Source organism: Ferrimonas sp., from assembly GCF_048263965.1.
Classification (GTDB): domain Bacteria; phylum Pseudomonadota; class Gammaproteobacteria; order Enterobacterales; family Shewanellaceae; genus Ferrimonas.
In genome coordinates, this window is record NZ_JBLXDO010000005.1 from 102412 (window position 1) to 117574 (window position 15163).

Annotated in this window: 14 protein-coding genes; 6 read left to right on the top strand and 8 right to left on the bottom strand. The window is 56.9% G+C overall.

Translation table 11 applies throughout. From position 1 onward, the window contains the following. Positions 1-57 precede the first annotated feature (57 nt). From speG to ACN0RV_RS06990, 4 genes are all read right to left on the bottom strand, one after another. On the bottom strand, positions 58-594 hold the full coding sequence (speG, locus tag ACN0RV_RS06975; RefSeq protein WP_417346824.1) for a spermidine N1-acetyltransferase: 537 nt from the start codon (positions 592-594) through the stop codon (positions 58-60). 85 nt (positions 595-679) lie between these two features. Further along, complete coding sequence (locus tag ACN0RV_RS06980; protein WP_417346826.1) at positions 680-1900, bottom strand: M24 family metallopeptidase; 1221 nt, start codon at positions 1898-1900, stop codon at positions 680-682. A gap of 69 nt (positions 1901-1969) precedes the next feature. Continuing rightward, on the bottom strand, positions 1970-3043 hold the full coding sequence (locus tag ACN0RV_RS06985) for a tetratricopeptide repeat protein (RefSeq protein ID WP_417346828.1): 1074 nt from the start codon (positions 3041-3043) through the stop codon (positions 1970-1972). 364 nt (positions 3044-3407) lie between these two features. After that, positions 3408-3803, bottom strand: a complete 396-nt coding sequence (locus tag ACN0RV_RS06990; RefSeq protein WP_417346829.1) for a hypothetical protein — start codon at positions 3801-3803, stop codon at positions 3408-3410. A gap of 932 nt (positions 3804-4735) precedes the next feature. Between ACN0RV_RS06990 and ACN0RV_RS06995 the strand changes: the two genes are divergently transcribed. Genes ACN0RV_RS06995 through ACN0RV_RS07015 form a run of 5 tightly spaced genes read left to right on the top strand, consistent with a single transcriptional unit; the run spans position 4736 to position 9762 of the window. Continuing rightward, positions 4736-5479 (top strand): outer membrane lipoprotein-sorting protein, encoded by a 744-nt coding sequence (locus tag ACN0RV_RS06995; RefSeq protein ID WP_417346831.1) that lies wholly within the window; start codon positions 4736-4738, stop codon positions 5477-5479. 3 nt (positions 5480-5482) lie between these two features. Continuing rightward, positions 5483-6703, top strand: coding sequence for an ABC transporter permease (locus ACN0RV_RS07000; RefSeq protein ID WP_417346833.1), 1221 nt, complete (start codon positions 5483-5485; stop codon positions 6701-6703). After that, complete coding sequence (locus tag ACN0RV_RS07005; protein WP_417346835.1) at positions 6693-7925, top strand: ABC transporter permease; 1233 nt, start codon at positions 6693-6695, stop codon at positions 7923-7925. Before ACN0RV_RS07000 ends, ACN0RV_RS07005 begins: the two co-directional genes overlap by 11 nt. A gap of 2 nt (positions 7926-7927) precedes the next feature. Then, positions 7928-8611: an ABC transporter ATP-binding protein gene (locus ACN0RV_RS07010; protein ID WP_417346836.1), complete on the top strand. Its 684-nt coding sequence runs from the start codon at positions 7928-7930 to the stop codon at positions 8609-8611. Then, positions 8608-9762 (top strand): hypothetical protein, encoded by a 1155-nt coding sequence (locus ACN0RV_RS07015; protein WP_417346838.1) that lies wholly within the window; start codon positions 8608-8610, stop codon positions 9760-9762. Before ACN0RV_RS07010 ends, ACN0RV_RS07015 begins: the two co-directional genes overlap by 4 nt. A 5-nt stretch (positions 9763-9767) precedes the next feature. Here the strand turns inward: ACN0RV_RS07015 and ACN0RV_RS07020 are convergent, their stop codons facing one another. The 4 genes from ACN0RV_RS07020 to ACN0RV_RS07035 form a co-directional block, all read right to left on the bottom strand. Continuing rightward, positions 9768-10490 (bottom strand): hypothetical protein, encoded by a 723-nt coding sequence (locus tag ACN0RV_RS07020; protein ID WP_417346840.1) that lies wholly within the window; start codon positions 10488-10490, stop codon positions 9768-9770. A 177-nt stretch (positions 10491-10667) separates the two neighbouring features. Next, the gene (locus ACN0RV_RS07025) at positions 10668-11945 is read right to left on the bottom strand and encodes an FMN-binding protein (protein WP_417346842.1); all 1278 of its coding nucleotides are present in this window, start codon (positions 11943-11945) and stop codon (positions 10668-10670) included. A gap of 54 nt (positions 11946-11999) precedes the next feature. Further along, entirely contained in the window at positions 12000-12278 is a 279-nt protein-coding gene (locus tag ACN0RV_RS07030; RefSeq protein WP_417346844.1) for a tetrachloroethene dehalogenase, read from the bottom strand. Positions 12279-12290: 12 nt separating this feature from the next. Next, positions 12291-13739: a reductive dehalogenase gene (locus ACN0RV_RS07035; protein WP_417346846.1), complete on the bottom strand. Its 1449-nt coding sequence runs from the start codon at positions 13737-13739 to the stop codon at positions 12291-12293. A 476-nt stretch (positions 13740-14215) separates the two neighbouring features. Here ACN0RV_RS07035 and ACN0RV_RS07040 point away from each other — a divergent pair, with 476 nt between their 5' ends. After that, positions 14216-15151, top strand: a complete 936-nt coding sequence (locus tag ACN0RV_RS07040) for a SphA family protein (protein WP_417346848.1) — start codon at positions 14216-14218, stop codon at positions 15149-15151. Positions 15152-15163: the final 12 nt, after the last annotated feature.

Here is a 15163-nt window from a genome sequence, read left to right on the forward strand (position 1 = left end):
GGTCAACAGGGTAAAGAGCCGCGACAACCTTCCCGGTCACCGGTGCCGACCGCCCCTCTACTCCAGCAGAGTGGTGTGCAATGCAAGATACTGATGTTGCAAAATGTACATTCGCTTAACATCACAGTAGCGACCATTGATAAAGTACTCCTGGACTAGGTGGCCCTCCTCCAGGAAGCCGCACTCCCGATACAGATGCAGTGCCCGCTCATTCTCCTCCGCCACCAGCAGATAGACCTTGTGCAGGTTGAGGATGGTAAAGGAGTAATCCAGGGCCTTGTGGATCATCTGCCTAGCCAACCCTTTGCCCTGATGCTCCGGCGCGATGATGATCTGAAACTCGGCGCTGCGGTGGATGTAGTTGATCTCAATCAGTTCCACCAGGCCGATAAGCTCACCATCCACATCCTCCACCACAAACCGCCGTTCGGCATTGTCATGAACATGCTTGTTGTAGAGCTGCTCCAGCTCATCAAAAGACTCGTAGGGCTCTTCGAACCAGTAGGCCATGATATTGCGGTTGTTGTTGAGATGATGGACAAACTTGAGGTCATTGCGCTCCAGGGCCCGAAGCGCCAATTTGATGTGACTCATACACAGGTTCCGTGTGATGCCTGACTACCAAGTTACTCTATGTGAGCGTCAGGGGCGACGACTTTTCGCCGCCCCAAGGGTCCTATTATCCCCTTTGGTAGCCGAAGGGGTCATCGACACTGTAAGCCGGCTCGGTAAACCAGCGCGGCCCTTTCTCTGTGACGTAGAAGTGGTCCTCCAGCCTGACGCCAAACTCACCGGGCAGCACCAGCATGGGCTCATCGGAGAACACCATCCCGGGCGCCAGAGGCTGGCTCTCCCCTCTGACCAGGTAGGGGCCTTCATGGATCTCCATGCCGCAACCATGGCCGGTACGATGGGGCAGACCAGGAAGACGATAGTCCGGCCCAAAGCCATAGGCATTCAATACCTCACGGGCAGCATAATCCGCCGATTCGCAGGGACGGTCCGGTTGGGCCGCCTCAAAGGCCGCCAACTGGGCGGCCTTCTCCGCCTCCCAGGCCAAGCGCTGGCGCTCATTAGGCTCTCCGAAGCAGTAGCTGCGGGTAATGTCCGAATGATAGCCCTCAACAATGCAGCCGGTGTCGATCAACACCCAGTCCCCCTCCTTCAGCACCTGCGGCTCCTTGACGCCATGGGGGAAGCTGGTGGCAAGGCCAAAGAGAACGATGCAGAAGCTGGAGCCGCCTGGGGCACCGACTCTGCGGTGGGCCTGGTCGATAAACGCCACCACTTCGGTGGTGGTGATGCCGGGTCGAAGGATCCGGGCTGCCGCCTTGTGCACCTCCAAAGTCATGCTCTTGGCACACTGCATGATGGCCAGTTCTGACTCACTCTTGCGGGCTCGCAGAGACTGAAACAGGGGGCCTCCATTAATCCAGTCCAGATCACCACCGGCCAGCCTCAGGCCGTCATAGAGAAACAGGGGAACCGATGGGTCAACCGCCACCTGACCGGCCGCAATACCGTGGTCATTCAGCAGTCCGGTCACCAATTCATAGGGAGACTCGTGCTCATGCCATCCGGCGATGGGCGCAGCAACCAGCATGAAATCCTTGAGGGTATCCCACTCGAAATGAGGAGCAATATAGATAAGGTCGCCTGTGTCCATCAGCAGCGCCCCGACCATACGCTCACTGGGATGCCAGTTGAGGCCGGTAAAGTAACTCAGGTTGACCCCGGCGTTGATAAACAGCGCGCCAATCCCCTCTCTCCTCATGGCGGACACTGCCGCCGCCTGCCTCTGAAGGTACTCCTCCATGTCGATGGGGCGCAGCCCTTGGGTCATGGGTTTGAGTAACTGCAGTTGCTGTTCAGGGCTGGATCCACCCACGCCTATGGTCATATCGACTTCCATTGCACTTGAATATTGTATGCAATATTAGATCAGCACCCTGTTCCCACTCAACACCATTTAACGCTCTGGTTCGGCGAGTATTGCCAGCTTTGCTCGATACAGGTCCTCCTGCTCATCCTCATGAGTATGCTGAAGCGCCAGGGCCAACGCCTGTTTGGCCTCCTCTTTGCGACCCAGTTTGAACAACGCCTTGCCCTTACCGGCATAGCCGTGGTGAAGATAGGGTGCACGCTCTATGGCTGTGTCGTAGTAACGAAGCGCTCGCTGATAATCACCGGACTCAAAGCTCTGGTCACCCAGCGACAACCAGCGAAACGGGCTGGGGTCTCTGGACTGTTCGATTCTCCGGGTCAACTGCTCAGCCTCCTCCGCCCTGCCCTGCCTGCGAAGCAGCAAACGGTAGTTGGAGAGCAGATCCAGATGATCAGGGTCAGCCTCCAAACCATATTGATAGCTCTTCTCGGACAGCGCCTGCAGGCCCATGTTGCGGTAGATCACCCCAAGCAGATTGATGTTGTCACCACTGTGTGGATCCCACTCCAGTGCCTGGGTGACCAACCAGCCAGCCCGGCCCAACTGTTCGGTGGTCAGCGCCTCTGCCGCCAGATTCCTGAAGTACATTCCCATAAAGGCGGCGTGGCTCACTGCCCCCTTTTCCCAGTTGTTGGCCGTTGGGAAGTAGTCCACCACCACACTGGGACGCCTGGCGTAGAGTACGCCCTCCTCGGGCTGAAAATTCGGGTCATAAAGGCGGGTACGCACATGGTTGGAGATAAGGCCAAACTTCTCCCTCTTCAGATAGACCGGGTTGGTCGTCACCCCAAGGTACTCCACCTCTATGCCAGCCAGGTTGGCGTACGCGGTCGTCAGGATCGCCAGGGAAAGGCAATTACCCGCCCCTTCTTGCACCACCTCGGAAGCGGTGTAGGTCGCCCCATAGTAGGTGAAGTTGTCCATGCTGTACTCCAGATAACGATACAACCTTCGGTGTGCCGGCACCTGACGGTTTTCCGGTGCTTCATAGAAGCTCAGGAATCGCTGCTGTTCCTCTGGGGGAAGCAGGAACAGCTCCGCCTCTTCCTGCATGACAGGCCTGGGGCCGAACTGGCTGGAATCAATCAGTGCAAACACCGCGGGTGTTGACGAGGGCGTTGGACTGGCCGGTAGCTGAGGCGAGTTACTGCAGCCCGCCATAAGGCCGGCACAAAGGAGTAAAATCTGGTACTTCATAATCATCCCTGCAAATGTCTATGGCCTGGGCCGCACATCCTGTGAGCATGGGCCCAATAGGGCAAACTCGCTACTTGCGAGCGTTGAATCGTTGGGGATTCTGACCGGCGATCTCCACATTGAGTCGATGCCCGGCCGGCAACTTCTGAGTAACAAATCGTTGCCAGCGGAAAAGAGTGACGAGACAGGGAGGCGGTGTCAAGAGAACCGTCAGCCGGTCGATTACCTCCTTAGGCAACCGACCAAGGCCGCGGTATCAGCAGGATCAGTTGAGAGAATAAACCGCAAGAATTCGATAGGGACCGGGTTCGCAACCTTGAAACTGATCGGACGCCAGCAGTGCCTTGGCATCCTCCAGGCTAGGCAGCAGGCACTGTTCATTCACCTTCACCCTTTCTGCCAGGTGGCTGCAGGAGAGCAAAGAGCATTCAGGCTGATCCCCCATGGAGAAGCTGACGATATCAAAGCCCTCCAGGGTAGGTGCCTCCGGCATCTCAATGGTCACCGCCCGTTTACTGTCCACGGCAAATGCCTCCCACTTTCCAAGGCAGTCATTCCACTGCTGGGGGTAGAGCTCATAGTAAAAAGCCTGGGGCTGTGCCCCATCATCATCTGCGCCGAGCCGCAGCACACGTTCCGCATCAGAGCGGCGATTGAGCATCCAGTACCCATTTAACAGAGATTCATCTTGCTCGGCACAGATAAGGTTATGGGAGTTACAACCACTGACTGAGAAAAGCTTTTTTACATTTGTGTTTTTTAACCAATCTGGCCTAGCGATTATGCGCTTGGCCATATAACCCATAGGTACCATTTTAATAGTCCTTATATCTGGAATCTTCAGGCTGACCTGTAGAAGTATCCGCCTGTCATTTTATTTTTGGACTGGCGCCCTTCTTCCTTAATGCTTGGCCTGCATATCAATTAAATCAGCAGCTAACATAAAGAATATTTATTCTTTTTCTTCGGATAACCATGCCAAAACCTTCTTAATCACGCAATAACCAACCATTACAGTAGCTTACGCATAGAAAAGCGAAGCCATTTCTATGCGTCAGACGCAGAATCACTGCGGTGAGAGTTGAAGACCACAAGAGAGATATCAATAAACTTTCATTAGAAAATCATAAATTAACTAACCAGAATAAGATTAATATCGAATGTCCTAAATTAAAGTTAACTAATTTAAGCCAACAAATAATTAAAGCATTAATCCAAAACTGGCTTTCAGCGACCAAAGTCTGTCGCAACAGTGCAGCTTACAGCAAGAAATAATTTAGCCACGGTCTCACCCGGGCGAAGCAAAATACACCCCACCCATTCACTTGCGCTTGAATTATATGATCGATTTGACTAAAGCACTTCAGTCTAACCACAGAATCCAATAAAGACAATGTGATTAAGTCTCTTTTCAGCCATTCTTAAATTGGTGTTTTTTCACTCTACTGTGGTGGACCAAACTACAGACATATCAGTATATTGGTCCTAGCAGCCCGACATTCGTTTGCCGATCCACCTGTTGGCTCGACAGACTGCGGCCACACAACAGACACAAAAGGGCGCTATTGCCACAGCCCCACTCCAGGAGGTCTCATGCATCGATTCCTACTCATCATGCTGTTGGGCTGCTCCCTGCCCTGCCTGGCAATAGAGGCTCTGGAGATAGTCCGTCTGTCCGATCAGCAGATGCGCGGCGACTCCAGCTACTCAGAGATGACCATGACCATAGTCAGACCAGAGTGGAAACGCACCATGACCATGAAGAGTTGGACCAAGGGCCAGGATCTCTCTCTGGTGCTGGTGACGGCACCGGCCAGAGACAAAGGCAGTGCCTCTCTGAGGCGCTACCGGGAGATGTGGAACTGGGTCCCGGGAATAGAAAGAGTCATCAAGATCGCCCCCTCCATGTTGGGCCAGTCCTGGATGGGTTCGGACTTCACCAATGATGACCTGATCAATCAATCGTCCATCGTGGTGGACTACCGGCACCAGTTGCTGGGTGAGGCCCTCATCGAAAACCAGCCCTGCTGGGTCATTGATGCCATCGCCCGTGACGACGCTCCTGTGGTCTGGTCCAGAGTCAAGCTGTGGATAGCAAAGGAGAGCTTTCTGCAGCGTCGGGTTGAGTTCTACGACGAGTTCAATGAGCGGGTCAATACACTCACTACCTCAGAGGTCAAAACCCTGGGAGGACGCCAGATTGCCACCCTTATGGAGATGGCGCCTGCCGATAAGCCTGGGCAACTCACCAGAATAGAGACCCACCAGGCCGAATTTGACTTCCCCATAAAGGAGGCGTTTTTCTCCCAGTCCCAGATGAAGCAGCTTAGGGACTGACCCATGTTGCTGACCCTGGCATGGCGTAACCTGTGGCGACAGAAGCGGCGCACCCTGCTCACGGCGTCCGCTCTGGCGCTGGCGCTGCTGCTGTCACTGCTGACCCGCAGCCTGCAGGAGGGCACCTACGACAGCAACATCGATAATGCGGCCCGCCTCTCCACCGGGCTGATTCAGATTCAGCACCCCCAGTTCCAACAGAGCCACAGCATTGACCACCTGGTCCCTGGCTCAACCTCCTTTATCGAACCGGCCCTGAGCCTTGATGAGGTCCAAACCGCGCTGCCACGCCTGGAGGCCTATGCACTGGCCGCCGGCGAGCACGCCTCCAAGGGAGTTCTGGTGGTGGGGGTGCCGCCGGAGCAGGAGGATCGCTATTCCGGCCTGGCCGGTCGCGTGGTGGAGGGAGAGTACCTGCAACAGGATCAGGTGCTGATCGGAGAGGGGTTGGCCCGGCACCTGGGGGTGTCGGTGGGAGACGAGGTGGCGCTCTATGGTCAGGGCTACCGAGGCCAAACCGCTGCCGGGCTGTTTCGGGTTTGCGGGATAGTACGGTTTGCCATGCCGGGTTTTGACTCTGCCCTTGCCTACCTGCCCATAACCAGTGCTCAACACCTGTTCAGTACCCGAGATCTGATCAGCAGTTGGCTGATTCACCCCGATGAACTCAAGACGCTGCCCACCCTGTTGCCCAAACTGGACAGCCTCTACCCAAACCAGAGGGTGCTGGATTGGCAGACCCTCTCACCGGAGATGGCCCAGCAGATCCAGATGGACAGGGCCGGCGGTCAGTTCATGATCTTTCTGCTGTACGGGGTGGTGGGGTTTGGCCTGTTTGCCACCCTGATGATGATGACCCTGGAGCGCCGCCGTGAGTTTGCGGTGATGATGGCCACCGGCATGACCCGGTTTCGGCTGGTCTGCCTGGTGATGATCGAATCCCTGCTTATTGGCGCCCTGGGCATCCTGTTGGGCCTGGCATTGGCCCTGCCCCTAATCGCCTGGTTTACCCGGCATCCCATCCGGCTAAGCGGCGATGCGGCCAGGATGATGCTGGAGCTGGGGTGGGAGCCGGTCATGCCCATGGTATTGTCAGTACAACTGGTGGGCGGTCAGATAGCCATTGTGTTGTTTTTACTGATTATCTGCCTGATCTACCCCATCACCCGCATAGTGCGGCTGACGCTGGTGAGTGCACTCAAAGGGGGGGATGATGCTGATTAAAATGGCCTGGCGTAACCTGTGGCGAAACCCGCTTCGCACCGGCATTCTGCTGGCCACCATGGTATTTGGCCTGACCGGGGTTATCACCCTGATGGGATTTCTCACCGGCATGTACGCCAATATGATAGATAACGCCATCGCCTGGCAAACCAGTCACCTGCAGGTGCAACGGACCGGCTATCGGGACAATCCTGAGATAGACCAGACCATAGTGACGCCAGAACCCATTCTGAACGCACTGCGACAGGACCCGACTGTGGCCGCCGCTTCGGCGCGCTTCCTGACCCAGGGGATGGTTGCTTCGGCGCGCAGCACCCGGGGTGTGCTGATTCGCGGCGTCGCTCCCGACGATGAAGCACAGGTAACCCCGGTGGCCGATCACCTGACGGAGGGGCAGTGGCTCGATGATGGGGGGCGTAACCCGGTGGTGGTCTCCCAACGCACCGCCGATCGGCTGAAATTGCGCCTCGGCTCCAAGGTGGTGATCACCTTTACCGACGCTTCTGGTGAGGTCACCGGCGCAGCCTTTCGGGTCCGGGGACTGTTCCAGACCCCCTCCAGCCAGTTTGATGACAACAACCTCTATGTTCGCCGCGGCGATCTTCAAGACCTGGCGGGCCTTGATGGGGTGCATGAGATCGCGGTGCGCCTCACTGAGTCCGACTTCAGGGATCCGCGGGATCTGGACGCCCTGCGCCATGAAATTGAGTCCATGAGTGCCCCAGGCAACAGCATCGACGCCTGGGGCGAGATCCAGCCGATGCTGGCCTCCATATTGTCTCAGAGCGGCGTCAGCAATGGCATCATTCTGGGGGTGTATGTCACCGCCATGGGGCTCGGCATCATCAACATCATGCTGATGTCGGTGTTCGAGCGCACCCGCGAGTTTGGCATGCTGATGGCCATCGGCATGCCCAAGGGCCAGGTGTTCCTGCTGATCCTGCTGGAAACCACCCTGCTGGGCGGGTTCGGCGGGCTGCTTGGGGTCGCTCTCAGCGCCCTGCTGATGATGATACTGGCCCACACCGGCATCAACCTGCAGCTGATGGCCGACGGCCTGGCCGCCTTCGGGGTCGACACCCTGCTCTACCCCAGGGTGGAGACGGTGGAATACCTGACGGTGTTCATTACCGTCGCCCTGACGGCCATGCTGGCCGCCCTCTACCCAGCCCGCCAGATATTGCGCAAACAACCGGTAGACGCCATGTCGGAGAAACACTGACCATGACCATAGTGATCGACCAGCTCTGCAAGACCTACAACCCGAACAGCGACTTTCCGGTCAAGGCGGTGGATCACGTCGACCTGACCATAGATCAGGGGGAGTTTGTGGCCATCATGGGGCCTTCAGGCTCAGGCAAAACCACCCTGCTCAACCTGCTCGGTGGGCTGGACAGCCCGACTCAGGGCCAGGTCACCATCGACGGGCGGCGCATCGACACCCTGAGCCATGATGAGTTGATCGCCTTTCGCCGGGATCAGGTGGGCTTTATCTTTCAGGATTACAGCCTGCTGCCTGTGCTGACCGCCCTGGAAAATGTGGAGTTTGTGATGCAATTGCAGGGCCACAACGCCAGTGAATGCCGACAGCGGGCGGAATCTCTGCTGGACAGGGTGGGACTGGCGAATCACATGCATAAGCGGCCCGCCAAGCTTTCCGGAGGACAGCAACAGCGCGTCGCCGTCGCCCGAGCCCTTGCGCCAAGCCCGAGGTTTGTGATGGCCGACGAGCCCACCGCCAACCTGGACGCCCACAGCACCTCCGAGCTGCTGGACATCATGCAGCAGCTCAATCAGCAGGAGGGCACCACCTTTATCTTCTCCACCCATGATCCCCGGGTAATCACCCGAGCCCGGCGGGTGGTGGTGATGGAGGATGGCCGCATTACCGAGGACAGGCGCCAATGAAAGCCTGGCTGCTCCTGCCCTGTTTGGCCCAGGCACAGGTCCCCGGGCTAACTCCCCAGTCTCCCTGGTCGGTCTCTGGCTACTTCAAGGGGATGACCACACTGACCCAGCCCAGTGGCGCCCCCAGCCAGAAGGAGCACCTGCTGCATCAGAGGTTTGATCTCGAGTACCGGGGACTGGCGCAGTGGCAGTTCAACCTGGGAATGCGCAATCGCCTCCTCTACAGTGACGCCCTATCCCAACCCGGCTACGGCGATCTGGTTGGCGCCGATCCCGGCTACTGGGATCTTTCCAGCAACTGGCTGGAGCGGGATTCCCTGTTGGGCACCTCGATTCTTGATCGCCTCTACGCCACCTGGCAGGGAGATCGATGGCAACTGAGAGGCGGACGCTTTCGCATCAACTGGGGCATGACCACAGTGTGGAACCCCAATGATCTGTTCAACGCCTACTCCATCTATGACTTTGATTACGAGGAGCGCCCTGGCAGCGATGCCCTGATGGTCACCCGTCAACTTGGGTTTGCCAGCGAATTGAATCTGGTACTCAGTCCGGATGATGATCCCGACCGTCACAGCTACGCCCTGCGTTACCTGTTCAATGTGGAAGGGTGGGATGGTCAGATTCTGGCGGGAAAGTCCGGGTTGGATGATGTCGCCGGGCTGGGGTTTGCCACAGACATTGGGGGCGCCGGAATTCGAGGCGAAGTCAGCTATTTCAAACCTCGGGAGCAGGCCCCCCAGGGTCCACAAATGAGATCAACCTGGGTAACCAGCCTGGAGAGCGATTACAGCTTTGCCGGGCAAAGTAACCTGCTGGCCCGCCTGGCACTGCTGCACATCAGCGACCCTCTGTCCGCCGCCTCTGCGGCCGAGTACCTCAGGCTGCCGCTCTCTGCTCGTACCCTGAGTTTCACCGAGTTTACCGGCTATGGCGAGCTGGGTTGGGATCTCACCGCCCTCACCCGAATGGTGCTCTCCGCCAGCTATTACGACGATGAGTCTCTGTTTGTCGGCGCAAGCCTGAGCCACTCCCTGGCCGACGACTGGAGCCTGCTGGGCGTGATTCAGCACTTCGACGGCTGTGGCAACAGCCTGTTTGGCCAGTCGCCGGTCACCCTGTGGTACGCCCAACTGCGCTGGAGTTTCTAGGCTGGCTACACCAAGCGACAACGGGTCGCGTGCACCATCATCTGAGCGATGGTTGACGCGTCCAACACCTGCTTTAACTGCCCCACATGGTAATCAATGCCCCTGGGGGTCAGGTTCAGCTGTTCAGAGAGCTGAGCCCGCCCCTGCCCCAGCGCCAGCCCCTTCAAAATCAGGGCTGAGACCGGGTTGACGATGTTGTAGTCGATCAGCGGATTGAGCCGAGTGGCATACGCATCCTCTATCTGGCCAAACAGCTGCAGCAGCCTGGCCTCAACCCAATCCTGGCGCGACTGCAGCATCTCCACCTGAGACTGCTGCTCCAGCATCAACGTGAAGCGTGCACACAAGGGCTCGGCATCCCGACAGGGAAAGGACAACGTCACCAAGGCCGCGAGTCCGTTTTTGCTCATCTGACGCTGAACCGCCGTGGGCAACAAGCTCTCCGGCCAAACATAAACCCTCTGCTGAAACAACCCGAATAAGCCCTGACCGTCTGCAGCCAGGCAGTGGGTCTTTCTCAGCCATAGTGACATGGCCCGGTCACTGGATGCGAACAGCTGCCGGCGCTTTGCGAAGCTCTTCAGATGGCTCTGCCGGCCTTTCAGCCTGGCGCGCCACGGCTCAGGTGAGCAGATATCGTAACAGAAGCAGAGATCTGCCACCCCCAGGTCTTCGCTGGCCCCCTTCAGCAGGGTGCGCAGCTCCAATGCAAGATCGTATCGAGGCATAGATTTGTCTTCCCGCAGTTCGGCCCCCTCCCTGGAGCCACCGGCTAACCTGCCGGAGTTGATGAAACTACCAATCAGAGGCGTGATAACTGTTGCCAGAACGACAGCAGGATCACCACCAGAGTCAGGGCGAGCAGGGCCAGAGTGCCCCACTGCTCAGCCGGCCTGGCCGGTTGGTCACGCCTCGGAGCGGCGCTTTTCCGCGGTGATGGGGTTGCCATAGCCGGGCCTCCTTTGGGTGGATTGAGGTTGAGATGCGTCTCTTACTGCGATGCGCCCGCCCTTTTTGAACCGGGTCATCGCCCGGGCCCGCGCTTCAAGGCTGTAGTTGAGGAAGCGCCCCAGGGGACAGAGCAGGCGGCACCAGAAATCACTCACCAGGAAAGCGCCGAACAGGCTCAGCGGCAGTATGTACCACTGCACCCCTAAACCATCCAGGGAGAACAGCATGGAAAAGGGCTCATAGGAACCAATCGCCGGAGTCCTGGACAGGAAAATCAGCATCAAGGATAACCACAGCAAGGTGTTGGTCACCTGCTTGAGCCGCTTCTTCAGCCAGGGATGCAGTTGCAGGTTGAGTCCGCTCAAGCGATGCAGCCAGCGCTGTATCTGATGGAAGGGACAGAGTTGGCTGCAGTAGAGGTTACGCCCCATAAACAGGATCGCCCCCAGGGCACCGGCCAGCATGATGTACCACAACAGGTGCTGCTGGGGTGACGGAATGTAGCCGAGTAACAGAGAGCCCACCAGAGCCATGGAGAGGGCCGAATTGAGCCAGTAACCAATCAGCACTACAGACGCCACACCCAGTAGCTGGTTGAACCTGGCCTGGTGCTTTCTTGGTAGCCGTTTGTGCATGAAGGCAGCCACAAACAACAGAAACGCCGCCAACTCTTTGGCGCCCAGTACCAATTGCGGTTCTTGCCAGTCAGCAGGAAAACCGAATGGGTCGGCGGCAGCATGGGTGCCCTCACGAACCGCGGAGGTCAAGCCCCTGGATGTCAGGGTGGCCCCACTTAAGGCGTCGATGTCCTCTCCAAGCAGGAAATCATCATTGACCTGTTTACCGGCGAACTGCCGGTAATACTGACTCTCGTCGAACCGTGCCACATAGCCTGGGGTCTCTTTGTGCTGAAGCAGTTTTACCTCCTCCACCCGTCCCCGGTCATTGATGAGGCTGGCCACCAGCATCGGGCCACCATACCCCTGTGACTCGTTGATGCTCACCAGGTAGTGCTCACCTTTCAGAGACATCTGGTACTGGTTTGGTGTCTGCTCCTGGGGCGTTATCCCCCCCTTGGGGTAGGCCCCCTGAAGTAAGGTGGTGTAATCCGGCTGCTGCCAGATAAGCCCCAGAACAAAGGCCACCGCCAGGGAAATCCAGGCGGTGAGGCGCAGCCAGGGGATGCCTGAGGAGCGCCCTCGGGACAACGGATTAGGATTGGATCTTGTCATGGAACTCCTCGGGAAAGGGTCCCCGCAGGGCGGGGACACTGTGACTCAGACGGCTCAGGAACGTTTACCGGGTTGAATCAGGTGACGCCAACTCAGTGCCGCCACCACCAGGGTAGAGAGGCCGAAGCAGATCAGTCCCATGGCGCCGGACTGGGGTTCACCCTCGGCAAAGGATCCCCAGGACCAGCCCACACACAGCCAGGCCAGGACAAAGGTGCCCAACAGGGCCAGGTTGGCGCCGCTTCCCAGGCGATAGCGGCGACGCAGGCTGGCATAGCCCCAGATCGCTCCGGTGGTGGCCATGCCCATCAGGTACCACATTAATCCCATCATCGGTCAGTCTCCTTAAACAAAATCGCCACTAAAACCACTCTTCCAGAACTTGCGCACCGCCTCCTCATCGTTGACGTTGCCATAGCCGAACAGGATGTCCGCCTTGGTCATCAGCCCATGGACGGTACCGCCGGTAAAGGTGTTGGAGGCGTCAATCAGCCTGTGATGCCAGAAGTCAGGTTTGTTCCAGGGACAGGCCGCAATGCAGGCACCACAGTCACCGCCATTGTCTGCCCAGAATTTCAGGCACTTTTTCGGGTCACTGTAAAACTTACGCACGCCGGTATTGACGTCCCAGGTGTAGAGAGGGTCTTCACTGCCCGGATAGGTGGGCGCCATGGAGGGTTTGTCATCCATGCAGATGGCGCCGGAAGGACAGGCCTCGCCGCAGCGCTTGCAGTTCTCACAGAACTCCTGAATGCCATAGGTGCGGGGCGTGTCGTACGCCACCTCATCCAACTCCAGATCGGTGTACACCTTACAGATGCGGATTCTCGGACCCAGATTGGGGGCCACCATGGCGCCATTGCGAGAGCCCTCCCCCAGACCTGCGGCGATGCCATAGGCCACCGAATTTCCCAGGTCGTTGGTGGCACCCACCGCCTGGAAACCCAGACGACGAATGAACTTGGCCATCTGACCGGCCAGCATGGCGATGTTGCTGTACCCCTGCGCCGCAGTAGCGGACTGAGGGATGGCTGGCGCCGTGGACACCGCTTCATAATCCATGGGCACAATCATCACAATCACGCTCTTGGGCTCAAACGGGAAGTCCTCCTCCCAGGTCAGGGTCTTCTCGGTCAGCGCATGGTAGAGCGGGTTGTAGTCCCAGCGACGGTCACGCCGGCAGATCCCAACCCTGGCGGCGCCGAAAGTTCTGGCGGCGGTCTTGATGGCGGACACCTTTTCGACCGAGTCCTTAAAGGGGTACTGATGCTCATGGACATCGGACTGATCCCAGGTCAGGACGCCCTGCCCAGGAACACCGGCTTGCACCAGAGGCGCCAGAGACATGGAACCGTGCCAGCACGCTTCCTCCAGGGCAAAGTCCAACTGGGTGTAACCCACCTTGTCATTGTCGTAACGCTCTGCGCCATGCAGGAAGGTCATAAACGCTTCCCCCATGTGCATCGGCTTCTCTCCCGGTTGTATTGGGCCCAGACTCTCGATGCCAAAGTTGAGGTTTCGCTCCGGATGCGCCGCCTGCAACTTCTTACTCAGGGCATAGGTCTGGTTGACGTTCCGTTGGTCCATGGGTTTGAAATCGGCACTGATCTCATTGGGGAACTCCTGATGGACGATGCCGTCCATGCGATTCTTCACCCAGGCGCCAGCACCGGCCACCACACCGACACCGGCAACGGTACCGGCACTGAGCTTCAGCAATTGGCGGCGCCGAGCATCGACCCCCGGCGCAGCCTCTTGTGGCTGTTCAACACTTTGGTTCTCTTTCTGACTCATAGTTTTACCTTCTTTCTCAGAGTTTCCTGAAGCAGATAAAGTCGCTTTATTAAATAAATTCTAAATTTGAGCAGGAGAATAAGATATGCCAACGAATAGAATATGGGTTTGCAAATTTTGCAAACATTAAATCATGCTTGCACTCACTCATCACAATTTCAGAAAAACAGTCACGACGATCACACTTTCAACCTCGATGGAAACAAAGAGTTCACATGAGTAATAGGAATAAGTTGATTGCAAGCACATTGAGGTAGCCTTAGGATTTTACAGTCAAGATTCACTCCAAACGGGCTGTTATTGATCCTGATGAAAAGTTAACTATAGTCGTTTGCACCACCAGTCTTAAAATGGCAATTAGGCTAAGTGGCATCTTTTATATGGTTAGTCTTATTACTCTTTACAAAAACAGCTAACTGCAATGACAACAAAGGTTGATGAAACCGCTTAATTCCCAAAGCCGGAATTAACCAATTATGGATCTTAATATAAATACACAACAACAGATTCAAGCAGCATCTCTATTATTTGGGTTGGTTATTTCCACCACCCCTTACGCCGCAACCTCAGGGTCGCACTACCCCCTCGGGGGCGAAGGGGTTAAGGCCGCCTCAGCGCCACCTCCGGGAATGCACTACCGGCTGTACAACACCTGGTATAACGCCGATACCCTGACCGACAATCAGGGCAATGACTCAGGGGCAAACTTCGATCTGGAGGTGTACGCCCAGGTGCACCGCTTCATCTACGTCAGCGACTATAAGATTCTCGGCGCAGACTGGGCAATGAATGTGTTGGTGCCCATGAAGGACACCTCCATCTCGATTCAGCCAGCCGGCATCAGAGACAGCCAGTCATTCGCTCTGGGCGATGTGGTTCTGGAGCCCTTCGCCCTGTTTTGGCATGGCGAGCGTTACGATGCAGCCGTGGCATTGGCGGTTATTGCACCCAGCGGAGATTACGACGCCCATAAGCCGGCTTCACCCGGGCTGGGGTATTGGTCAGGGATGCTGAGCCTGGGCGGCACCTACTACCTGGATAAGCAACGCTCTTGGTCTATCAGCACATTAAGTCGCACACTGGTTAATTCAGACCAGGATGAGACCGATATTAAGCCGGGCGAAGAGTTTATTCTGGAAGGCGGTATAGGCAAGGAGTTTAACGTTAAACACACCTGGCTTTTTCAGCCCGGAGTTAGCTATTGTGCCTACTGGCAACTCAGCGACGACAGTAAAGATGGCCCCGGCGTGGTGGCAAACCAGAAAAAGCGCACCTTTGGCTTGGGTGCGGAATTAAATGTTTTCTACCTGCCATGGAAAGTTCAGGCCAACTTGAGATACGTGAACGAATTTGAGGCAAAAAACACACCAAAGGGCGAAAGTCTGGTGCTAACCATAACCAAATCTTTCTAATGTAACAAAATC